Origin of the sequence: Mesorhizobium sp. WSM4312, assembly GCF_002294875.1 — a bacterium.
Taxonomy (GTDB): domain Bacteria; phylum Pseudomonadota; class Alphaproteobacteria; order Rhizobiales; family Rhizobiaceae; genus Mesorhizobium.
The window spans coordinates 249197-271803 of record NZ_NSFU01000005.1 but is presented as its reverse complement, the minus strand read 5'-3'; the positions used below and the strand labels follow the sequence as shown (position 1 = coordinate 271803).

Sequence of the window (22607 nt, the reverse complement as noted above, 5' to 3'; positions counted from 1 at the left end):
TTACGGTCCGTTAACCGCTCAGTTGGCCTGGCGGCGGAGGAACGCCGGAATCTCCAGCTGATCGTCGTCCTGAGTCGCCCTGGTCTGCGGCGTCAGGCGGCCCTGGTCGTCCAGCTGGCCACGGCGCGGCGCATAGAGCTGGGCGTCCTGGCTGGCGAGACGGCGCACTTCGGGGGCGGCCTGGCGCAGCTTCGGCTCGCGCGGTTGCGCCGGCTGCAGCCTTGCAGGTTCCTCCTCGCGGCGGGTCAAGCCGTTGGTCAGGCGCTTCAACAGGCCCATCGGTCCGCTGTTGTTCTCGTGGTCCACCGGACGGCTCTTTGCGTCGACCTCGGCCTTCACCACCGGCGGAAAGTCCTCGACGCGCGGCATGCGCTGCGGTGCCATCGCCACCGGCTGTTGGACCTCACGCAGCATTTCGCGCGGCTGCGGGGCCGGCTGCATCTGCTGGACGACCGGCTGCGGCATTGGCTGCTGCGGCGGCGCCTGGAAGATCTTGCTCTGCGGGCGGAAATCGTCCGCATGGGCGACAGGAGCCGGGCGGGCCTGCGCCATGGCGGCGGCGTTCGACTCGGCGAGCTGGATGGCCTCGGCGACCGGGTCCGCGGCGCGCGGTTCATAGACAGGCTGCTGGACCGGTGCCGGGCGGCTCTCCACGGCGGCCACGGCCGGACGGGCGGCCGGCTTCGGCGGTGCCGTACGGATCGAGATCGGCGCCGCGGCGATTTCAGCCGCCGACTTGTCGATGCCGGTGGCGACCACCGAGACACGGATGACGCCTTCGAGTTCCTCGTCGAAGGTGGCGCCGAGGATGATGTTGGCATCCTGGTCGACCTCCTCGCGGATACGGGTCGCTGCTTCGTCGACCTCGAACAGGGTCAGGTCGCGGCCGCCGGTGATCGAGATCAGCAGGCCCTTGGCGCCCTTCATCGACGTCTCGTCGAGCAGCGGGTTGGCGATCGCGGCCTCGGCGGCGGCCATCGCGCGGCCCTCGCCCGAAGCTTCGCCGGTGCCCATCATCGCCTTGCCCATCTCGCGCATCACCGAACGCACGTCGGCGAAGTCGAGGTTGATCAGGCCTTCCTTGACCATCAGGTCGGTGATGCAGGCGACACCGGAATAGAGCACCTGGTCGGCCATGGCAAAGGCGTCGGCGAAGGTGGTCTTGTCATTGGCCAGCCGGAACAGGTTCTGGTTGGGGATGACGATGAGGGTGTCGACGCATTTCTGCAGTTCCTCGATGCCCAAATCGGCCGTCTTCATGCGGCGCTGGCCTTCGAAGTGGAACGGTTTGGTGACGACACCGACGGTGAGGATGCCCTTTTCGCGCGCGGCGCGGGCAACGACCGGAGCAGCACCGGTGCCGGTGCCGCCGCCCATGCCGGCGGTGACGAAGCACATATGGGTGTTGGACAGGTGATCGATGATCTCGTCGATGCACTCTTCAGCCGCCGCGCGGCCGACTTCCGGCTGCGAGCCGGCGCCGAGGCCTTCGGTGACATGCGCGCCGAGCTGGATCAGCCGGTCGGCCTTCGACATGGTCAGCGCCTGCGCGTCGGTGTTGGCCACGACGAACTCGACACCGCGCAAGCCCGCGGTGATCATGTTGTTCACGGCATTGCCGCCGCCGCCGCCGACACCGAACACGGTGATGCGCGGCTTAAGCTCGGTGATGTCCGGCTTCTGCAGATTGATGGTCATTGTCTCCGTCCTTTGCCTTTCACGCCGCTTCGCCGCCGCGGCCGCCTATGGGGCTGTCCCCGTCAATTAGAAACTGTCTCTCAACCACTGACTCATGCGATGCAGTTTTCCACCCGTTCCGGTCATCCTGAGACCGGAAATGCCTTTTGCAGGATGGCTCTCGAAATTCGCCATCTGCGGATAGATCAGAAGCCCGACGGCGGCCGAGAAAGCCGGCCCCTTCGCCGCTTCGGGCAGGCCCGCCACGCCGAGCGGGCGACCGATGCGCACATTGCGCCCCAGGATGCGGCGCGCCGCTTCCGGCAGGCCGGCCAGCTGGCTGGCGCCGCCGGTCAGCACGACGCGCTTGCCGACCGCATTGCCGTAGCCGGACTTATTCAGCCGGTCGCGCAGCAATTCGAGCGTCTCGTCGATGCGGGCGCGCACGATGCGCGTCATCACCGAACGCGGGATCTGCAGCGGCACGTCGCCGTCGTCGCCGATCGGCTGGATCGACACCAGGTCGCGGTCGTCGGCACTGCCCGGCAGCGCCGAGCCATGCATGACCTTCAGCCGTTCGGCGGCATCGAGCGAGGTCGAAAGCCCCTTGGCCATGTCGAGCGTGACATGGTTGCCGCCAATGGCGATCGCGTCGCCATGGACGAACTTGCCTTCCGAAAACACCGATATGGTCGTCGTGCCGCCGCCCATGTCGATGCAGGCGGCACCCAGCTCCAGCTCGTCATCGACAAGCGCGGCGAGCCCGCTGGCATAGGGCGTCGCCACCATGCGCTCGACCGACAGATGCGAGCGGTTGATGGAAAGCTCCAGATTGCGCATCGGTGCCGCATCACCCGTCAGCACATGCATGTCGACGCCAAGCGCGTCGCCGACCATGCCGCGCGGATCGCGCACGCCGCGCTCGGCATCGAGCGAGAAGCCGACGGGCAGCGAATGGATCACCTCACGCTCGGCCTTGAGTGCCTGCTTGGCGCCGGCGCCGAGCACGCGCTTGATGTCGGCTTCGTCGGCCTCGTGGCCGCCAAGATTGATGGTCGCCGAGAAGCTTTCGCTCTTCAGCCGGCCGGCGGTCATGTTGACGATGAGTGAATCGACCGTCAGCCCCGCCATGCGCTCGGCGGCGTCGACGGACAGGCGGATCGCATGCTCGGCGCGGTCGAGATCGACGACCACGCCCGATTTCACGCCTTGCGACTTCTGATGACCGATGCCGATCACCTGGATCCGGTGCGAGCGGCCTCGCAAGAGCTTGCCGTCATCGTTCGGCTTGAGCTTGGCCACCATGCAGCAGACCTTGTTCGAGCCGACATCCAGCACCGTCAGAGTGCCGGACCGGCGCGACGAGGCATCGCCTGAACCGCCAAGCCAGCTCATATCTTCGTCTCCGACTTGCGCTTGAGGGTCTTCGGCTTCTCGTTGAGCGCGGCCTCGCGCTGCGTCGCCGCTTCGGGCGTCAGCTCCACGACCAGCCGGTCTGTCAGGCGCATGTCGACGGCAGCGATGTCGCGCGACAAAAGCCCCTTGTCCTTATCCATCTTGACCAGCTCGGCGAGCGCCTGGTCTTCCTCGTCCTCGGGCAGCTTGACGGTGATGCCGTTGTCGAGCTTCAGGTCCCAGCGGCGATCGCCAACGCGGACATAGCCTTTGACCCGGCTTGCGAGGTCCGGATATTTTTCGACCTTGGCCAGGAAGTCAGGCGCCTTGGCCGGCGCGCCCTCGCCGATCAGCAGCGGCAGCAGCACCTGCTTGCCGCCGGAGAACGGAGCGATGACCGCGCCATCCTTCTCGATGACCGAGAGATCATTGCCCTGCTGCCAGAGCGCGAAGGCTTCGCGCTCCTCGACGCGCACTTCCAGCGTGTGCGGATAGACCTTGCGCACCGCCGCCATTTCGATCCACGGCAGGCCGGAGATGCGCTCGCGCGCAGCCTCGGCGTCGAAGCCGATCAGCGAGGTCCAGCCGTCGAGCTCCAGCCTGTCGAGAATGTCGATCTCCGAGGTCTGGCGATTGCCGACCACCTTGACCTGATCGACGGCAAAGCCGGTACGGGCGGTGATGCTCTGGATGATGCCGTCGGCATGGCCGCCGAGATAGGCGCCATAGGCGCCGCTCGAAGCGAGCAGCACCGCCGACATCATCGCGGCGGAGAAGCGCGGCGCCTCGAATTCACCATCGCCCAGGCGCGCCAGGATGCGCACCGGGCGGCGAAGCACGCGCGGCAGCACGAAATGGCCTGATGACAACGACAAGCCGAACAGCGACGGCCCGGCCGCGCCCTTCCCCTTGCCTTGCCCCCATTTCAACGCAGACACGAAGCGTCCTCCACCATCCAACTCAACAACTCACCAAACGAATGCCCGGCATGGGCCGCGATTTCAGGCACCAGAGACGTCGGCGTCATGCCCGGCTGAGTGTTGACCTCGAGCCATACAACTTCGCCATTTTCGGAGTGACGATCGTCATAACGGAAGTCCGACCGGGAAACGCCCCGACAGCCGACAGCTTGGTGAGCCTTGAGCGCCAGTGTCTGTATTTTTTGGTAAATATTCGGTGAAACTTTTGCGGGGCATTCGTGTTTTGATCCGCCCGCGACATATTTTGAATCGTAATCGTAGAAGGAATGGCCGGTCGGAATGATCTCGCAGACGCCGAGCGCCACATCGCCCATGACGGCGCAGGTCAGCTCGCGCCCGTGGATGTAGCGCTCGACCATGACGATATCGCCATATTTCCACTCGGACGAGCCGACGACCTGCGGCGGATGCGACTGCCCCTCCGACACGATGACGACGCCAAAGCTCGATCCTTCATTGACCGGCTTGATCACATAGGGCGGCTTCATCGGATGCTTGTTCTGGATGGCAAAGCGATTGGCGACCTTCGATTCGGCGACGGGAACGCCGACCGATTTGACGATCTTCTTCGCCTGCTCCTTGTTCATGGCGAGCGCCGAGGCGAGCACGCCGGAATGGGTGTAGGGAATGGCGAGATATTCAAGGATGCCTTGAATGGTGCCGTCCTCGCCGAACGGGCCGTGCAGCGCATTGAAGGCGACGTCAGGCTTGAGCTCGGCGAGCACCGAGCCGACATCGCGCCCGACATCGACGCGGGTGACCTGATAGCCCTCACTCTCCAGCGCATCGGCACAGGCCTTTCCGGAGGACAGGGACACGGGCCGCTCGGACGAAAAACCTCCCAGCAGGACGGCCACATGCTTGCTTTTCATTCCCCGTCATCCCCTCTCACGGCGGACCAAAAACCAAGATTTCCGCAACATTGAGTCCGAGTCTCCCGGCAGGTTGCCCCCCAGACGGAAAACGCGGGTAACGCGTCGAACGACTCAAATCAGGAAACGCTTTCCAGCAGAGAATCAGAGAGTTGATTCACTGGCAAGTGCTTATGATTCCGAGAGATTCACTTTCTGAGAAAATGGCTGCGAAAACCGTGTCGCTGAGTCCCCGGAGCAACGGTTTTGCGCGTTCTGCGAGCGCATTGAAGTTCATGCATCACATGAACTTCATAGACAGCGAAGGTACGTTGAGGTTCAGGTCAGGCCGAGTCGAAAACGATGGCCTTCGAGAACCGGAGCGGAGCGGACATTCGGGTCCGTGAGCACCGGAAGCGGAGAATGCCGTCGTTTGCAGGCCGGCATCACCTGAATATCAGCGTACCTAGAGAAGCTGACCCAGAAACTCCTGGACGGCATGCCCGGGCCGGAAATCGCCGATGCGCTTGATCTCCCACTGCAGCCGGATGCCTGAGTGTTCGAGCACGCGGGCGCGCACCGTCTCACCGAGATATTCGAGGTCGTAGCCGGTCGCGGTGCCGGTGTTGATCATGAAATTGCAGTGCATGGGCGACATCTGCGCGCCACCGATCATCAGGCCACGGCAGCCCGCCTTGTCGATCTCCTTCCAGGCCGACGTGCCTTCCGGATTCTTGAAGGTCGAGCCGCCGGTCTTCTCGCGGATCGGCTGCACGGTCTCGCGGTGGTTCTGCACCGCGTCCATCGCCGCCTTGATAATGGCCTTGTCCTCGGCAAAGCCTTCGAACACGGCCGAGGTGAAGATCAGTCCGGCAGGGGCGGACGAATGGCGATAGGCATAGCCCATCTCGGCATTGCTCAGCGTCTGGACATTGCCCTTGCGGTCGAGAGCGCGCACCTCGACGACGCGCTCGCGCGTCTCGACGCCATTGGCGCCGGCATTCATCCTCAGCGCCCCGCCGACGGCGCCCGGAATGCCGTGATAGAAATGGAAGCCGCCAATGCCGGCTTCCAGCGCCAGGGCCGCGACACGCTTGTCGGGCGTGGCGGCACCCGCCTTGATCCTGATCGGCGAAACGATCTCGGCCTCGCCAAAGCCCTTGGCCGAGAGCCGGATGACGAAGCCTGGAATGCCGCCGTCCCTGACCAGCAGGTTCGAGCCGACACCAACGACGGTAAGAGGTATCTCTTCGGGAACCGCGCGCAGGAACGCGGCAAGGTCTTCTTCGTCGGCCGGCTGGAACAGCACCTCCGCCAGGCCGCCGGCGCGGAACCAGGTGATCTTGTCCATCTCGGCATTCGGCGTGAGCCGGCCGCGCAGGCCGGCAAGCCGGTCGCCGAGTCTGTCGATCAGGGCCTGGCCGTGCATCATGAGGCGGCAAGCTCCTTTGGCAGAGCATAGGCCCATTGGGTGATGTTGCCGGCGCCGAGGAAGACGACGAAGTCGCCGGGCTTGGCCAGGTCGCGAATGATCGGCGCGATCGCTGCCGGACCCTCTATGTATCGCGCGTCGCGATGGCCGCCGGCGCGGATGCGCGACACCAGCGCTTCGGAAGTCACGCCTTCGATAGGCTCTTCGCCGGCCGCGTAGACCGGCGCCACAATCACCGTGTCGGCATCGTTGAAGCAGGTTGAAAACTCGTTGAACAGATCATGCAGCCGGGTGAAGCGGTGCGGCTGGGCAATGGCGATCACGCGCCCCTTGGTGGCGCTGCGCGCCGCCTTCAGCACCGCCGAGATCTCGACCGGATGGTGACCGTAATCGTCGAACACATCGACGCCGTTCCAGGATCCGGTATGGGTGAAGCGGCGCTTGACGCCGGCGAAGGACGACAGGCCCTTCTTGATCGCCTCGCCGGACAGGCCGAGCTCATGCGCGACGGCGATGGCGGCGGTGGCGTTGGAGACATTGTGGCGGCCGGGCATCGGCAGGCGCAGACCTGAAATCGTGCTCTGGCTGCCGGTCTTGCGGTCGCGGATCACCACGTCGAACTCGGAGGTGGCCCCGGCCATGCGGTGGTTGGTAAAGCGCACATCGGCCTGTGCGTTCTCGCCATAGGTGATGACCCGGCGATCCTCGATGCGGCCGACCAGCGCCTGCACTTCAGGATGGTCGGTGCACATCACGCCGAAGCCGTAGAACGGCACGTTCTCGACGAACTGGCGGAACGCCTCGCGCACCTTGTCGAAGCTGCCGTAATGGTCGAGATGTTCGGGATCGATGTTGGTGACGACGGCGATGTCGGCCGGCAATTTGAGGAAGGTGCCGTCGCTCTCGTCGGCCTCGACCACCATCCACTCGCCGTCGCCCATGCGGGCATTGGTGCCATAGGCGTTGATGATGCCGCCATTGATGACGGTCGGATCGAGCCCGCCGGCTTCCAGCAAGGTCGCCACCATCGAGGTCGTCGTCGTCTTGCCATGCGTGCCGCCGATGGCGACAGCCTGGCGGAAGCGCATCAACTCGGCCAGCATCTCGGCGCGGCGCACGATCGGCAGCAGCTTTTCGCGCGCGGCTTTCAGTTCCGGATTGGTCTTCTTGATCGCCGTCGAGACGACCACCACCTCGGCATCGCCGAGATTCTCGGCCTTGTGGCCGACGAAGCATTCGATGCCCTTGTCGCGCAGCCGCTGCACATTGGCGCTGTCGGCCTGGTCGGACCCCTGCACCTTGTAGCCGAGATTGTGCAGCACCTCGGCGATGCCGCTCATGCCGATGCCGCCAATGCCGATGAAATGCACAAGGCCGATGGTCTGCGGCATCTTCATGCTTGCGTCCCTTTCTTGAAATCCGAAACGGTTTTTTGGGACGCAATAGCCTCTGTGAGATCGGCGAGCAACCGTGCCGCGTCCGGCCTGCCGGCCGATTTCGCGCCCGCGGCCATCGCCGCCAGTTGCTCGGGATTGTCCATCAGCCCGCCAATGAGGGCCGCGATGCGCTCGGGCGACAGCGTCGATTGCGGGTGCACCTCGCCGCCGCCGGCAGCGGCAAGGGCCGCCGCGTTCGCCGCCTGGTCGTGGTCGAGCGCATAGGGATAGGGCACCAGCAGCGCGGGCCGGCCGATGACGGCGATCTCCGAGACGGTCGAGGCGCCGGAGCGCGAGATCACCAGATGCGCCGCCGCCATGCGCGCCGCCATGTCGGTGAAGAAGGGCGAGACCTCGACGGCGACGCCAAGCGCGGCATAGGCCGTCTTCACCCGCGCCACGTCATCCGCGCGCGCCTGCTGCGTGATCACGAGACGCTTGCGCTGTGCGTCCGAAAGCAACGCGATGGCACCCGGCATGGCATCGGAAAAGAACTGCGCACCCTGGCTGCCGCCGAACACCAGCAGGCGGAAAGGCTCCTCCCCTGTCGATGCCGCATAAGCCGTCTTGGCCGCTTCCAGCACCGCCGGCCGAACCGGATTGCCTGTCGTTACCGTCTTTTCGCCGGTGGCGCTCGTATCCTGCGGCAGGAAGCCGCCGGCTATGGCATCGACACGGCCGGCCAGCGCCCTGTTGGCGCGCCCCATCACCGCGTTCTGCTCATGGATCAGCGTCGGCACCTTGCGCCGCGTCGCCGCGTAGAGCGGCGGCAGGGTCGGATAGCCGCCAAAACCGACCACCGCGTCCGGCTTGATCCTGCCGATAATGGCGGAGGCCTGGCGCACGCCGCGCCAGATTTTCCAGAATGCGCCAAGCACGGCAATCGGATTTTTCGAGCCCATCGTCGCCGACTGGATCGGATGGACGGCTGCAGCCGGGAAGTGGCCGGCAAACCGCTCGGCGCGATCGTCGGTCGCCAGATGCACCGTCCAGCCGCGCTCGTTCAGCTCATGCGCCAGCGCCTCGGCCGGAAACAGATGTCCGCCGGTTCCGCCCGCCGCGAGTAGGATGACACCCCTCGCCATGTCACTCCGCCGGCAAAGCGCGCCGCGGCAGCGCAAAACCCATCTGCTTGCGCTTCTCCGGCCGCTTGCGCGTCAGCGCCAGCACCATGCCCATCGAAATGGCGATGGCGATCTGCGAGGAGCCGCCATAGGAGATGAAGGGCAGCGTCATGCCCTTGGCGGGCACCAGTTGCAGGTTGACGCACATGTTGATTACGGCCTGCAGGCCGAACACGGTGACGAGGCCGCCGACCGCATAGCGGGTGAAATCGTCATGTTCCTTGAGCGCCGTGTTGAGGCCCCGCAGCACGATGAAGGCGAAGATCGACATGATGAAGAAGCACATGATCAGCCCGAATTCCTCGCCCGCGACCGAGAAGACGAAGTCGGCGTGGCTGTCGGGGATGACCCGCTTGACCGTGCCCTCGCCCGGGCCGACGCCGAACCAGCCGCCATTGATCAGCGCGTCGCGTCCCATGTCGACCTGGAACGTGTCGCCTTCGCCGGTGAGGAACTTGTCGATGCGCAAGGCAACGTGCGGAAACACCGTATAGGCGGCAAAGACGCCGCCGACGCCGGCAGCACCCAGCACGATGATCCACAGCCAGGGCAGCCCGGCCATGAAGAACATGATGCCCCAGGTGCCGGTCGTCAGCATGGTCTGGCCGAGGTCCGGCTGCGCCACCAGCAGCGACACGACCAGCACCAGCAGCAGCATGGCGAACAAATTGCCGGGAATGTCGGGCTGGCGCTTATGTTCGGCGAACAGCCAGGCGCACATGATGACGAAGGCCGGCTTCAGGAATTCCGAGGGCTGGATCGACAGGCCGGCGAGCGAGACCCAGCGCCGCGCGCCCTTCACCTCGACGCCGATATAGAGCACCGCCACCATCAGCACCAGCATCAGGCACAGCATGATCAGCGACATGCGCCGGATCTGCCTGGAATCGAGGAAGGAGACGGCCAGCATCACGCCGAGCGCCGGCACGGTGAAGATGATCTGCCTGGTGGCGAAGTGGAAACTGTCGAGGCCGATGCGCTCGGCGACCGCGGGGCTGGCGGCGAAGGACAAGACGATGCCCAGCCCCATCAGCGACAGGAACGCCGCGAGGAACCAGCGATCGATCGTCCACCACCAGGTTGCGACAGGACTTTTATCGAGACGGCTCTGCATTATCGTGCCCCTCCGATGGGTTTGACGCCATCTATAGCGCTCGCAGCTTGCCTGAAGGCTTCGCCGCGAACTTCGAAATTCTTGAACTGGTCGAAACTGGCGCAGGCCGGCGACAACAGCACCACCACCTCGCCACTGCCGTCCTTGGCCGCATCATGGGCGGCGTGCGCGACCGCGGCGGCCAGCGTGCCAGATATCTCGTAAGGCACCGCCTCGCCCAGCGTCGCCGAAAAGGCCGGTGCGGCCTCGCCGATCAGATAGGCCTTGGCGATGCGCGCGAAGAAACCGCGCAGCGGCTCGATGCCGCCCTCCTTGGGCAGGCCGCCGGCGATCCAGTAGATGCGCGGAAAGCTCGACAGCGCCGGCGCCGCCGCGTCGGCATTGGTCGCCTTGGAATCGTTGACGAACAGCACATGGCCCTTGCGGCCGACCTGCTCCATGCGGTGCGCGAGGCCGGGGAAGCTCTCGAGCCCCGACTGGATTTCGCCGAGGTCGAGCCCGACCTTCAGGCAAGCGGCGACCGCGGCAAGCGCGTTCTGCGCATTGTGCTGGCCACGCAGCGAACCGATGCCTTCGAGGAAGGCGACCTTGCTGTAGCGGCCGTGCACGGCCTCCATCAGATTGGTGCCGTCGGCGAAATAGCCGTCGGTCAGCGGCAGCCGCTTGGAAATGCGGATGACCTGCCGCCCTGCCCGCTCCAGCCGCTCAGCGATCTGCGCGCACCAGGAATCGTCGATGCCGATGATCGCCGTCTCGCTGCCCGCCACGAGCCGCTCCTTGATCGAGGCGTAGTGCTGCATGGTGCCATGGCGATCGAGATGGTCGGGCGTCAGGTTGAGCAGGATGCCGGCGGTCGGGTTGATCGAGGGCGCGAGGTCGATCTGATAGGACGAACACTCGACGACATAGTGTCGATTGGTCTTCGGCGGATCGAGCGTCATCACCGCGCGGCCGATATTGCCGCCCATCTGGGTGTCGCGGCCGGCCGATTTGAGGATATGCGCCGTCAGCGCGGTCGTCGTCGACTTGCCGTTGGTGCCGGTGATGGCGATGAAAGGCGCCGTTGGCGCGCCGAGCGTCCGCTCGCGGCAGAAAAGCTCGATGTCGCCGATGATCTCGACGCCGGCGCCCCTCGCCAGTTCCACCGTCCAATGCGGCTTGGGATGCGTCAGCGGCACGCCCGGCGACAGCACGAAGGCCGAGAATTTCGCCCAGTCGGCGCCGCGCAAATCGGCGGTTGCGATACCGGTGGTGGCCGCCTTGGCGACACTGTCGGGATTGTCGTCCCAGGCCAGCACCTGCGCCCCACCCTCGATCAATGCGCGTGCGGTCGCGATCCCCGAGCCACCGAGCCCGAAGAGCGCAACGTGCTTGCCTGCGAAGGATGCGGCGGGGATCAAGGGAGGGCTTCCTATCTGAGCTTCAGGGTGGAGAGGCCGACCAGCGCCAGGATGACGGCGATGATCCAGAACCGGATCACCACCTGGCTCTCGGTCCAGCCGAGCTTTTCGAAATGATGGTGGATCGGCGCCATCAGGAACACGCGCTTGCCGGTCATCTTGAAGTAGCCGACCTGGATGATGACCGACAAAATCTCGACCACGAACAGGCCACCGACGATGACGAGCACGATCTCGTGCTTGGTGGCGACGGCGACCGTGCCGATCAGGCCTCCCATGGCCAGCGAACCGGTGTCGCCCATGAAGATCGCCGCCGGCGGCGCGTTGAACCAGAGGAAGCCGAGGCCGGCGCCGATGACGGCGCCCAGCACGACCGCCAGTTCACCGGTGCCGGGAACGAAATGGATCTGTAGATATTCGGCGAACACCGCATTGCCTGAGAGATAGGCGATGACGCCGAACGACGCCGCCGCGATCATGATCGGCACGATCGCCAGTCCGTCGAGGCCGTCGGTCAGGTTCACCGCGTTGCCGGCGCCGACGATGACGAAGCACGAGAACGGGATGAAGAACCAGCCGAGGTTGATGATGAATTCCTTGGCGAAGGGAAATGTCAGCGACGAGGAGAACGGCGCCTGGCCGTTATGCATGATCACCCAGGCGGCGATGCCGGCGATGATGAATTCGAGCCCCAGCCGCGCCTTGCCGGAGAAGCCGAGATGCGACTGCTTGGTCACCTTCAGATAGTCGTCATAGAAGCCGATCGAGCCGAAGCCCAGCGTCACCAGCAGCACCACCCAGACATAGATGCTCGACAGGTTCGCCCACAGGAGCGAAGAGCCGATGATGCCCGACAGGATCATCAGCCCGCCCATGGTCGGCGTACCCGCCTTCTTGAAATGCGTCTGCGGCCCGTCGGCGCGGATCGGCTGGCCCTTGCCTTGCCGTAGCCGCAGCGAATTGATGATGGTCGGCCCAAAGATGAAGACGATCAGCGCCGAGGTGATCAGCGCCCCGCCGGTGCGGAACGTGATGTAGCGGAAGACATTGAAGACCGAGATCTTGTCCGCGAAATCGACCAGCAGTGTAAACATGCGCTTTCGTCCCCCGACTTGACCTAGGTCAGTTTGCTGGTTGTCGTTTCAGCCGGGTACTTGCCCAGCAGCGCATCGACCAGTTTTGCAAAACCGATGCCCTTCGACGATTTGATCATCACCACGTCGCAAGGCTTCAGCGCGGCAAGCAGCACCGGCTTCAATTCCTCGACGCCGGCGCGGTATTCCGTCTTGATGTCGCCCGGTAGCGCGTCCGCCAGTGCCCGCATTTGGGGGCCGCCGAGAAACACTGTCTGCGTGCCGGTGCCAACGATGAGATCGGCAAGGGCGGCATGCAGCTTGGCCGAATGCTCGCCGAGTTCCAGCATGTCGCCGAGCACGGCGATGCGGCGCCCCTCACCCGTCACCGGCGTCGCGTTGAGCAGCGCCATGGCCGCCGCCATCGAGGCCGGATTGGCATTGTAGCTCTCGTCGATCAGCGTGATCGGGCCACCGGGGTGGCTCGAAGTCGGGCCACCGGGATGCCGCAACACATGGCGCTTGCCGCGACCGCGCTCTGCCGAGAGATCGGCCAGGGCCAGGGCCACCTTGTCGAGATCGGCGCCGACCAGTTGCGCCGCGCCCAGCACCGCCAGCACGTTCTGCACCATGTGCCGGCCGGGCGCACCGATGCGGGCGATCATGTCATGGCCGCCGATCCGAGCGGCGATGTCGGAATGGTCGGCATGCAACTCGCATTTGGTGAGCTTGAAGGTCGAGCGCGCATTCTCGCCGAAGCCGTACACATGCTCTACGCCGGCGGCATGCGCCATCTTGTCGAGCAGCTTGAAGCGCGCATCGTCGCGGTTGAGGACGGCTGCGCCTTCGGGCTCCAGCCCTTCGAAAATCTCGGCCTTGGCCTTGGCGATCTCGTCCAGATTGCGGAAGAAGCCGAGATGCGCCGCAGCGATCATGGTGACGATGGCGACATGCGGCCGCACCATCTTCACCAACGGCCGGATCTCGTCGGGATGGTTCATGCCGATCTCGAACACGGCATAGTCGCAATCATCGGGCATGCGCGCCAGCGTCAGCGGCACCCCCCAATGATTGTTGAAGGACTGTGCCGAGGCATGCACCTTGCCGACCGCCGACAGCACATGGCGCAGCGCTTCCTTGGTGGTGGTCTTGCCGGCCGAACCGGTCACCGCGATGATCTTGGCCTGGGAACGGGCGCGCGCCGCGACACCAAGCTTTTCCAACGCGACCAGCACATCCTCGACGACGATGATTGGCGCCGTCAGCCGGCCGAGCGACGGCAGCTTGCCTTCCGCCACCACCAGCACACCGGCGCCGGCCTTGATGGCCGCGGTGGCGAAGTCGTGGCCATCCATCGCCTCGCCCTTGATGGCGAAGAAGGCGTCACCCGGCTGTAGGCTGCGGCTGTCGATCGAAATGCCCGATATGCCCTCGGGCATAGGCCCGAGCGGCCGCCCGTCCATGGCGGCAACCAGCGCGTCGGAGGTCCACAGCAAACTCATGCGGCACGCTCCCGCAGCGCCGCGCGGACTTCCTCGTGGTCGGAGAAATGCAGGGTTTCGGAGCCGATCATCTGGCCTTCCTCATGACCCTTGCCGGCGACGATCAGCGTGTCGCCGGCATGAAGCATGCCGACAGCCTCGTGGATCGCCTTGCGCCGGTCGCCGATTTCGATGGCGCCGGGGGCAGCGGCCAGAATGGCGGCGCGGATCGTCTCGGGCACTTCCGAGCGTGGATTGTCGTCGGTGACGATGACGACATCCGCAAGCCGCGTGGCGATTTCGCCCATGATCGGCCTTTTGCCCCGGTCGCGGTCGCCGCCGCAGCCGAACACGACCATGACGCGGCCGGTGGTGAACGGACGCACCGAAGCCAGCACGTTTTCCAGCGCATCGGGCTTGTGGGCGTAGTCGACATAGACCGGCGCACCGCTGGCGGTGGTGCCGACCAGGTCGAGCCGCCCCGGCGCGCCCTTCAATTTTTCCAATGCGGCCAAGGCCTTGGCGACGGGTGTTCCGGTGGAAATGGCAAGCCCTGCAGAAACCAGCGCGTTCGAAATCTGGAAATCGCCGGCCAGCGGCAAGTCGATTTCGTAAAGCACGCCCTCGGCCTCCACCTCGGCGCGCTGGCGATGGCGTTCGTGCTCGACCCGCTTCAGCGTGAGGAAATCGCCATGGCGGCCAACCGTTAGCACATTGAGCCCGGCGGCCTTCGCCGCCTGGATCGTCGGTGCCGACCACGGATCGTCGGCGAAGATGACCGCCGGCGCGCCCTTCGGCAGCAGCGTGTCGAACAGGCGCAGTTTGGCGCGATGATAATCCTCGACCGTCGGATGGTAATCCATGTGGTCGCGGCCAAGATTGGTGAAGCCGCCGGCGGCGAGCTTCACGCCGTCGAGACGGCGCTGGTCGAGCCCATGGCTGGAGGCTTCCATCGAAGCATGGGTGACGCCGGCATCGGCCAATTCCCGCAGCAATTGGTGCAGGGCGACGGGATCTGGCGTAGTCAGCGAGCCATACTCGTTGCGGCCTGGCGCCACCACGCCGGTGGTGCCGATCGAAGCCGCGGCGTAGCCCGCCTGCTCCCAGATCTGCCTGGTGAAGGCGGCGACCGAGGTCTTGCCGCTGGTGCCGGTCACCGCCACCATGGTCTGCGGCTGCTTGCCGAAAAAGCGGGAAGCACTCAATGCCAACGCCAGGCGCGGATCGTCGACCGCCAGCACAGGAACCGGCAGTTCGGCAACGGAACTGCCCTTGACTGTCACGATCGCCAGCGCGCCGCGCCTGGCCGCGTCGGCGGCATAGGCCGCGCCGTCCGCCTTGGTGCCGGCGAGCGCAAAAAAGACGACGCCCGGTTTTACCTGGCGGGAATCGGACGAAATCCCGGTAACCTCCAGATCGGCGGAAGCTGTTCCTTCGACTGGCAGGACACCGGCTAGATCTCTGAGCTTCATCGAGTTCCGTTCACCGCAATAAAATAGCGCGCAGTCGCCGGCGCGCCCTAAGAATCACTCATAGGAAACCAACGTTGCACCATTTTCATGGCTGAAATCTGGTTTCACGCCAAGCATGGCTGCCGACCGCCTGATGATATTACCCGCTATGACCCCCGCATTCGCGGCCGCGACGTCGGTCATCCCAGGCTTTTCCGGGTGCGGGGCGTCGGCAATCGTGAACACCAGATATTGCGGATCGTCCATTGGAAATGCGGCGACAAAGGTATTGAAATTCAGGTCTTTGGAGTAGCGGCCGTTGATGACCTTCTCGGCCGTTCCGGTCTTGCCACCAACGCGGTAGCCGGGGACTCTGGCGTTTCTGGCCGAGCCCTTCTCGGCATTGAGCGAATAGAGGTAGCGCATGCCCTCGACCGTCTTTTCGTTGACGACTTTCTTGGCAATCGCCATCGCTTCCTGCTGCGTGCGCACCAGGAAGGTCGGATTCATCAAATAGCCGCCATTCATCAGTGCCGCGCAGCCGACAGCCGCCTGGAGCGGGGTCGTCGATACGCCATGGCCGAAGGCGATGGTGAACGAATTGACCTGTTTCCAGACCTTCGGTTCGGTCGGGCGGGCGACTTCCGGCAGTTCGGTCTGCATCCTTTCCAGGATGCCAAGACGATGCAGGAATTCCCGGTGACCTTCGATGCCCACCAGTTCGGCCTCCCTGGCCGACCCGATGTTGGACGAATAGAGGAACACCTCCGGCAAGGACAGCACACGATTCTTGCCATGGAAATCGTGAATGGCCTGATGGCCGACCCGGATCGGATGCGAAGCGTCGAAACGACTGTTCATCGTCGCCTTGCCGGAATCGAGCGCCATGGCCGAGGTGAAGCTCTTGAAGGTCGAGCCCATCTCATAGAGGCCCGCCGACATCCGGTTCAGCCGATCCTTTTCCTGTGCATTGTAAGGATTGTTCGGATCGAAATCCGGCACCGAGGCCATGGCCACCACTTCGCCGGTCTTGACGTTGAGCACGACGGCGCCGGCGCCGAGCGCGCGATAGCGCTCCAGGCCGGCGGCAATCTCGTCGCGCACCACATGCTGGACGCGCAGATCGATCGACAGCTTCACCGGCTTGAGATCCTTGGCCACCGCCAGGCCCGACGCCTGCAGGTCGCTCAGGCCCTGCTCGTCGATATATTTCTCCATGCCGGAGATGCCCTGGTTGTCGATGTTGGTCAGGCCGACAATGTAGGACGAGGTTTCGCCGCTCGGATAGAAACGGCGCTTCTCCGTGCGGAAGCCGAAACCGGGAATGCCGAGCTGCATGATGTCGGCCTGCTGCTTGGGCGTCAGCTGCCGCTGCAGCCAGACGAAGCCGGCGCCGCTCTTGAGCTTGTGGTAGGTCTGCTCGTAATCGATCTCGGGCAGCACCGTCGACAGCTTCTCGATGGCTTCGTCGGCGTCGACGATGCGGCGCGGCTCGGCGAACAGCGACGCCGTCTTGATGTCGGTCGCCAGCACTTCGCCATTGCGGTCGACGATGTCGGGCCGCGAGGCGGTGATCCGGCTCTGCGGCCCCCCCGACAGGTCAGGCGTCTGGAAGCCGAGATAGACCAGCCGCCCTGAAATGGTCGAGAAGATGCCGAAGAACACCGCCATCGTCATCACGATGCGCGCCTTGCCCTTGCCGCCGGTCGCCTTGCGTGCGCCCTCGACGACGATCGATCCGTCTTCACCCGTCCTTGCGCGACGCTTCAGCAGTTTGCCGATCATTGGGCGATGCCTCCGGTCACGACGGGATCCTTGCCGTCCGCAGGCGCCTTGTCGGAATTGTCGGCCATGCCGCCCTGGCGTCCGTTCAGAATGTCCTGGATGTCCAGGGCCTTGGCCGGCAGGTCGCCCAAGCCGACGATCTGGCGGGCGCTGACCGGTTCGAGTGCCAGCTGTGACTTGTAGAGTTCGGCGAGCTTCTGCAGCCGCGACGGCTGCGTGAGCAGGCTCCAGTCCGCCTTGAGCAGGTCGATCGTCTCCTCCTCATAGCGTATCTGGTTGTGGATCTTCTGCACCGCCGCCAACTGGTCCTCGGCCTCGCGCTTGGTCTTGTAGGTCAGGGCCGCCGCCGAAACCATGACGGCGATCAGGACAATGTCGCTGGTACGGAACACGTGCTTACCTCTCCCCCGGCCGATCGATGCCGGGAAGCTTTGGAAGACCGAAAATCGAAAAATCGCCGGCGCGCGCCGGCGCCTCGGTGCGGATTGCCGCGCGCAGCCTGGCTGAGCGCGCGCGCGGATTGGCAGCGACCTCGGCATCATCAGCCGTCACGCCGCCACCGGCCTTGCGGAAGGTCGCCGTGCGCGCATGCGCCTCGGGCAGGTGACGTGATCCCGTGGCGACGTCGGCACGGTCGGCGATGAAGCGCTTGACGATGCGGTCTTCCAGCGAATGGAACGTCACCACGGCGAGCCGCCCGCCCGGCTTCAGCGCGCGTTCGGCCGCGAACAACGCCTTGGCCAGTTCACCGAGTTCGTCATTGACGAAAATGCGCAGCGCCTGGAAGACGCGGGTCGCCGGGTGGATCTTGTCCTTCGGCGCGCGGCCGATATGCGTTTCGATGGCGTCGGCCAGTTCCAGCGTGCGCTCGAATGGCTTCTTTTCGCGGCGCGCCTCGATCATGCGGGCGATGCGGCCGGCGTGACGCTCCTCGCCGAGGAAGCCGAAGATGCGGGCAAGGTCGCCCGGCTTGAAACTGTTGACGACATCGGCCGCACTCAGGCCCGCCTGCGCCATGCGCATGTCGAGCGGCCCGTCGAAGCGGAAGGAAAAGCCGCGCTCGGCCTGGTCGAGCTGCATGGAGGACACGCCAATGTCGAGCACGACGCCGTCGGCGCTTTCGACATGCTCGTCCAGCGTCGAGAACGGCGCCTGCACCAGCCTCAGCCTGCCGCCCGATTGTGCCTCGAGATCGCGCCCGGCGGCGATCGCGTCGGGATCGCGGTCGATGGCGACGACGGAAGCACCGGTCGCCAGAATGGCCTTGGTGTAGCCGCCGGCGCCGAACGTGCCGTCGATGATGATGTCGCCCTCCGCCGGCGCCAGGGCATCGAGCACTTCGCCAAGGAGAACCGGAATGTGGCGGACCGAACCGCCAACGGCGTGGACGTCATCGCCGTGGCCCACCGTCATTCCGGTCGCTCCCCAGGCTTCGTCCCCTGCCGAAGCCGCAAAAGCCTGGCCCGCGCCTGCGCCCCATAGGCCGCAAGCCGTCCCGGCTCCCAGATCTGAAAGAAATTGCCGCGCCCGACAAAGGCCACCTCCGCCGAGATGCCGGTATGCTCGCGAATGAAATCGCTCATCGTGATGCGGCCGTCCTGGTCGAGTTTCAGGAACGCTCCGTCGCCATGGCAGAAGAACGACATGTCGTCCGCCGTCTGCAGAAAGGGATCCTCCTGCGCGATGCGCTGCTCGTAGCGGTCGAGCAGGTCGAGCCCGCCGACATCCATCGCCGGCAGGTCCAGACAGCGCAATGCATAGAGTTCCGAATAGCCGCGCTTCTGCACGACGGCGCGGAAATGCGCCGGAACGGACACCCGCCCCTTCGCATCGATCCTGCTCACCGTGTTCGACAGAAACCGGTCCATTAAACGCTACGGCCGCTTGCGCCGCCGCACCCCTCTTCATCGTCTCGCACGCGCCGCCGCTGCGCGTTCCCTGCCCCGTATCAGCCTCGCCCGCACGGGCAAAAACCGGCAAACGCGCAGCCGCCGCGGCTGCCCGACTGGCGTACGCTTTACCCTGACGCGGAACGAAGGCTGTGATGTCTTGATGGGATATCATGGGGCACTATGGGCGTCAACGGGAATAGGCTTCATAAACACGCGCATCGCGACCAATCCGAGCAGCCGTTACGGCACGTCCCGTCTTTATGATCCATTAAGCCTAACGAAGCGTTTAGAGCCCGCTGGCCCAAAAGACCTGGCTTGCCGCCGATCACCCGCGCGCATAGCGTCGAGCGACGTCTTCCGCCCAAAAACAAGGATCGAGTTCATGTCCGAGACGGCAAAGTCACGCGCCGCCGAACTTTCTCATTTGCGCAGCCGCGATTTCGCCAGTGGCGATCCGATCCCCTTGCCGCTGACCATGGCGTCGATCTTTCACACGCCGGGTGTAGAGACCGGGTTCGATCAATATGGCCGCTACGACAATCCAACCTGGCGCGCCGTGGAACATGTGCTCGGCCATTTGGAAGATGCGCAATGCGTGAGTTTTCCCTCTGGAATGGGCGCGATTTCGTCGGTGTTTTTCGCGCTCCTGAAATCAGGCGATCGCGTGCTCCTGCCGGCGGACGGCTATCATGCGACGCGCGCGATGGCCGAACGCTTCCTGAAGCCGCTCGGCATCACCTGCGACACCAGGCCGACGCCAACCTTCCTTGACGGCGGCTTCAAAGGCTATTCGCTGGTCTTCGTGGAAACCCCGTCCAATCCGCGGCTGGACATCTGCGATATCTCGGCGATTGCCAAGGCTGTCCACGAACAAGGCGGGGTCCTTGTCATCGACAACACGACGATGACGCCATTCGGCCAGCGTCCGCTCGACTTCGGCGCCGATGTCGTCGTCTCCGCCGACACCAAGGCGGTCAACGGCCATTCGGACGTGCTGTTCGGCCACGTCGCCAGCCGCGACGCCGACATCATCACCAAGGTGACGGACTGGCGGGCAATGGCCGGCGGCATTCCCGGGCCGTTCGAGGCATGGCTGGTGCATCGCGGCCTCGAAACACTGGAAGTGCGCTTCGACCGCATGTGCTCGTCCGCCGAAACGATCGCGCAGCGGCTGAGGGAACATCGCGCGGTGCGTGGCCTGCGTTTTCCCGGCCTGAACGGCGACCCGTCGCACAACCTCGCCCGCGCCCAGATGGAGCGCTTCGGCTTCCTCATCTCGTTCGACCTCGCCTCGGAGGACAAGGCCGAGGATTTCATCAACAATTGCCCATTGATAGAGGCCGCGACCTCCTTCGGCGGCGTCCACACTTCGGCCGAGCGGCGCTCGAAGCGAGGTGATGCGGTGCCGCCCGGCTTTGTGCGCCTCTCGATCGGCTGCGAACCGGTGGAAGAACTCTGGAAGGCCATCGAGACGTCGCTGGACAGGATCAGCACCTGACAGGCCGATCACGAACCGAGGTCGTCGGCCTCGATGTTGCGATGGCCGTGCAGCACGCGAAGAATTTCGATCGCGTCGCCGACGCGATACAGAGTGAGATACTCGCCGACGACCAGATGACGGATGCCAGGCCCAATGTCGTCACGTGGCGCGCCTGAGGAGGGAAAGGAAGCCAGTTGCTGCCACCGCGCCTCGAAGCGGTCGAGCAGCCGATCGGCTGCGGCCTCGTTGTCGCGCGCAACATGAAGCCAGATCGCGATCAGATCGTCTTCCGTGCGTTCTGGACGATGGGCAGAAAATTCATGCCGCGTCGTCAGATCGCAAGCGTCTCCGTGCCTCGGCCTTGATTTCATCCATCGATGCAAATCGTCCCGGCCCGCTGTCGATCCCTTCCTGCACCAACTTGCGTAGTTCCTCGATCGTATAGCCGAAGAGATCGCGACGGTCCTTCCACTGCCGCAGCGCATCGCGGATGACCTCGCTCGCCGAGGCATATTCGCCGGCGGCGACCACGTCGTCCACCGCTTGCGCCAGTTCCGGCGAGAGCGTGATGCTGCGCTTGTCGACCTGTCCCATGATAGGGCTCCCGATATCGTTCTCGGACCACAGTAGGATTTAATCGCACCAGCTTCAAGTGAGGCCGAGCTGGGTTCTTGTAGGCGAATAGCCGAAAAGACTTGAATCGACAGGCGCGCCCGAGGGCGCAACCTGCTGATCTCAAAGGACTTCTCTTCGAGGACGAAACTGCCAGCTGGCCTGTAAGCCGGGTTCTGTATGGCCCTCGCCCCTTGCGGGACGAGAACGTGGCGACCATTCATCTTGGGCGCATGTTGCCATGCGCCTCACGCAACCTACCCGGACGGTGAGCCGGAAACAGCCCTCGAGGGTTTCCCCTCGCACCGCCCCTATTCGGTTTTGCTCCCGGTGGGGTTTACCGTGCCGCTCCTGTTGCCAGTCGCGCGGTGGGCTCTTACCCCACCCTTTCACCCTTACCCCGACAAAGTCGTGGCGGTTTGCTTTCTGTGGCACTTTCCCTGGGGTCGCCCCCGCCGGCCATTAACCGGCACCGTGTCTCCATGGAGCCCGGACTTTCCTCACTCGCGGCCTTTCGGCGTTTGCGAGTGCGGCCGCCCAGCCAGCTGGCAAGGCGTATAAAGGGGTTCAGCCGGGAAAACGCAAATGAAAAAGCCGGCTTGTCCGCCGGCTCTCGCAACTTGCTATCAAAGCGCGGCCATCTGAACCTTGACCTTGCTGCAATAGGCGGCCGAGATCGGGTTCATCCGCGTCGCGGCATGGCCGGCATTGTATTTCAGGATCGTGCCACAGGTCGTGCCACCGCCAAGGTTCTGCGCCAGAGCGAGATACTTCATGCCGTATTTGATGTTGGTGTCGGGATCGAACAGGCCCTTGGCCGAACCGTTGTAGCCCATCATCCGCGCCGTCGCCGGCTTGATCTGCATCAGGCCGATCTCGCCGGCGCTGCCGACCATGTTCGGCCGGTAGTTGCTCTCGATCGTGATGACGGCGTTGGCCAGCGACACCGGAACGCCGTAGCTTGCCGCATAGCGGGCAACGATCGCGGAATACTGGCCGCTGCTGGCCACCGCTGCCGTCGACGCAGCGACGTTCCTGAGACCGATCGATGCCGTTGTCGTCATGTCGACGGTCTTGCGGCCACGCGTCGTCCGTCTTTTGGCGGAGGATTTCTTCGCCTTGGTCGAGCTGGCTTTTTCCACTTTGGCGGAAGCCTGCTTCGCCGTTGCCTTCAGGCTGCTGCTGCTTTTGGCTGAAGTGGCCTTGCCCTTGGTCACCGCGACGAGCCCCTGATCGGCCCGGGGGCTCCATGTCGCGGCATCAGCCGCGCTGAAGGCAAAAGTCACTACGCCGGCAGCAAGAGCTGCCGTTACAACGGTCAATTTCTGCATGTGATCCTGTTCTGTCTGGACCACGCGAAGATATTCACGTGGCGCTGCTTGATAAATAGCGGAACATCCGGGGGCTGGAGATCCGACAAACTG

20 protein-coding genes and 1 other RNA gene are annotated in these 22607 nt (G+C 64.5%); 1 reads left to right on the top strand and 20 read right to left on the bottom strand.

The features are described 5' to 3' along the window. Positions 1-18 precede the first annotated feature (18 nt). The 16 genes from ftsZ to mraZ form a co-directional block, all read right to left on the bottom strand. Positions 19-1698 (bottom strand): cell division protein FtsZ, encoded by a 1680-nt coding sequence (gene ftsZ / locus CK228_RS10165; RefSeq protein ID WP_095787749.1) that lies wholly within the window; start codon positions 1696-1698, stop codon positions 19-21. Positions 1699-1764: 66 nt separating this feature from the next. Further along, positions 1765-3072 carry a cell division protein FtsA gene (gene ftsA, locus CK228_RS10160; RefSeq protein WP_095787748.1) on the bottom strand — a complete coding sequence of 436 codons (1308 nt, stop codon included), beginning with the start codon at positions 3070-3072 and terminating at the stop codon, positions 1765-1767. Next, positions 3069-4010 (bottom strand): cell division protein FtsQ/DivIB, encoded by a 942-nt coding sequence (locus tag CK228_RS10155; RefSeq protein WP_095787747.1) that lies wholly within the window; start codon positions 4008-4010, stop codon positions 3069-3071. The genes ftsA and CK228_RS10155 overlap by 4 nt, the downstream gene beginning before the upstream one ends. Beyond that, a complete protein-coding gene (locus tag CK228_RS10150; protein WP_095787746.1) occupies positions 3998-4924 on the bottom strand; it encodes a D-alanine--D-alanine ligase in 927 nt (308 codons plus the stop codon). Before CK228_RS10150 ends, CK228_RS10155 begins: the two co-directional genes overlap by 13 nt. Before the next feature lie 445 nt (positions 4925-5369). Beyond that, a complete protein-coding gene (gene murB, locus CK228_RS10145; RefSeq protein ID WP_095787745.1) occupies positions 5370-6335 on the bottom strand; it encodes a UDP-N-acetylmuramate dehydrogenase in 966 nt (321 codons plus the stop codon). Further along, positions 6332-7732: a UDP-N-acetylmuramate--L-alanine ligase gene (murC, locus tag CK228_RS10140; RefSeq protein WP_095787744.1), complete on the bottom strand. Its 1401-nt coding sequence runs from the start codon at positions 7730-7732 to the stop codon at positions 6332-6334. The genes murB and murC overlap by 4 nt, the downstream gene beginning before the upstream one ends. After that, complete coding sequence (murG, locus tag CK228_RS10135; protein WP_095773945.1) at positions 7729-8856, bottom strand: undecaprenyldiphospho-muramoylpentapeptide beta-N-acetylglucosaminyltransferase; 1128 nt, start codon at positions 8854-8856, stop codon at positions 7729-7731. Before murG ends, murC begins: the two co-directional genes overlap by 4 nt. A 1-nt stretch (position 8857) precedes the next feature. After that, on the bottom strand, positions 8858-10009 hold the full coding sequence (gene ftsW, locus CK228_RS10130) for a putative lipid II flippase FtsW (RefSeq protein WP_095787743.1): 1152 nt from the start codon (positions 10007-10009) through the stop codon (positions 8858-8860). Continuing rightward, positions 10009-11409: a UDP-N-acetylmuramoyl-L-alanine--D-glutamate ligase gene (gene murD / locus CK228_RS10125; RefSeq protein WP_095787742.1), complete on the bottom strand. Its 1401-nt coding sequence runs from the start codon at positions 11407-11409 to the stop codon at positions 10009-10011. The genes ftsW and murD overlap by 1 nt, the downstream gene beginning before the upstream one ends. Before the next feature lie 11 nt (positions 11410-11420). Next, on the bottom strand, positions 11421-12503 hold the full coding sequence (mraY, locus tag CK228_RS10120; RefSeq protein WP_010910257.1) for a phospho-N-acetylmuramoyl-pentapeptide-transferase: 1083 nt from the start codon (positions 12501-12503) through the stop codon (positions 11421-11423). Between the two features lie 23 nt (positions 12504-12526). Next, positions 12527-13984, bottom strand: a complete 1458-nt coding sequence (locus CK228_RS10115; protein ID WP_095787741.1) for a UDP-N-acetylmuramoylalanyl-D-glutamyl-2,6-diaminopimelate--D-alanyl-D-alanine ligase — start codon at positions 13982-13984, stop codon at positions 12527-12529. Beyond that, a complete protein-coding gene (locus tag CK228_RS10110; RefSeq protein ID WP_095773941.1) occupies positions 13981-15435 on the bottom strand; it encodes a UDP-N-acetylmuramoyl-L-alanyl-D-glutamate--2,6-diaminopimelate ligase in 1455 nt (484 codons plus the stop codon). The genes CK228_RS10115 and CK228_RS10110 overlap by 4 nt, the downstream gene beginning before the upstream one ends. A gap of 54 nt (positions 15436-15489) precedes the next feature. Then, on the bottom strand, positions 15490-17199 hold the full coding sequence (locus CK228_RS10105; protein WP_095787740.1) for a penicillin-binding protein 2: 1710 nt from the start codon (positions 17197-17199) through the stop codon (positions 15490-15492). After that, positions 17196-17591, bottom strand: coding sequence for a hypothetical protein (locus tag CK228_RS10100; protein ID WP_095787739.1), 396 nt, complete (start codon positions 17589-17591; stop codon positions 17196-17198). The genes CK228_RS10105 and CK228_RS10100 overlap by 4 nt, the downstream gene beginning before the upstream one ends. 4 nt (positions 17592-17595) lie before the next feature. Further along, entirely contained in the window at positions 17596-18612 is a 1017-nt protein-coding gene (gene rsmH, locus CK228_RS10095) for a 16S rRNA (cytosine(1402)-N(4))-methyltransferase RsmH (protein WP_095787738.1), read from the bottom strand. Next, positions 18609-19067: a division/cell wall cluster transcriptional repressor MraZ gene (gene mraZ, locus CK228_RS10090; protein WP_095787737.1), complete on the bottom strand. Its 459-nt coding sequence runs from the start codon at positions 19065-19067 to the stop codon at positions 18609-18611. The genes rsmH and mraZ overlap by 4 nt, the downstream gene beginning before the upstream one ends. Positions 19068-19473: 406 nt before the next feature. On the opposite strand from mraZ, the gene CK228_RS10085 reads away from it, so the two are divergent. Beyond that, on the top strand, positions 19474-20589 hold the full coding sequence (locus tag CK228_RS10085; RefSeq protein WP_095787736.1) for a cystathionine gamma-lyase: 1116 nt from the start codon (positions 19474-19476) through the stop codon (positions 20587-20589). Positions 20590-20597: 8 nt separating this feature from the next. Here CK228_RS10085 and CK228_RS10080 read toward each other — a convergent pair whose 3' ends face one another. The 4 genes from CK228_RS10080 to CK228_RS10065 all read right to left on the bottom strand — a co-directional run bounded on the left by CK228_RS10080 (position 20598) and on the right by CK228_RS10065 (position 22514). Beyond that, positions 20598-20942, bottom strand: a complete 345-nt coding sequence (locus tag CK228_RS10080; protein WP_095787735.1) for a type II toxin-antitoxin system RelE/ParE family toxin — start codon at positions 20940-20942, stop codon at positions 20598-20600. Continuing rightward, positions 20890-21165, bottom strand: a complete 276-nt coding sequence (locus tag CK228_RS10075; RefSeq protein WP_095773934.1) for a type II toxin-antitoxin system ParD family antitoxin — start codon at positions 21163-21165, stop codon at positions 20890-20892. Before CK228_RS10075 ends, CK228_RS10080 begins: the two co-directional genes overlap by 53 nt. Before the next feature lie 167 nt (positions 21166-21332). Further along, positions 21333-21732, bottom strand: an RNA gene (gene rnpB / locus CK228_RS10070) — RNase P RNA component class A. Between the two features lie 77 nt (positions 21733-21809). After that, positions 21810-22514, bottom strand: a complete 705-nt coding sequence (locus CK228_RS10065) for a transglycosylase SLT domain-containing protein (RefSeq protein WP_095787734.1) — start codon at positions 22512-22514, stop codon at positions 21810-21812. Positions 22515-22607 lie beyond the last annotated feature (93 nt).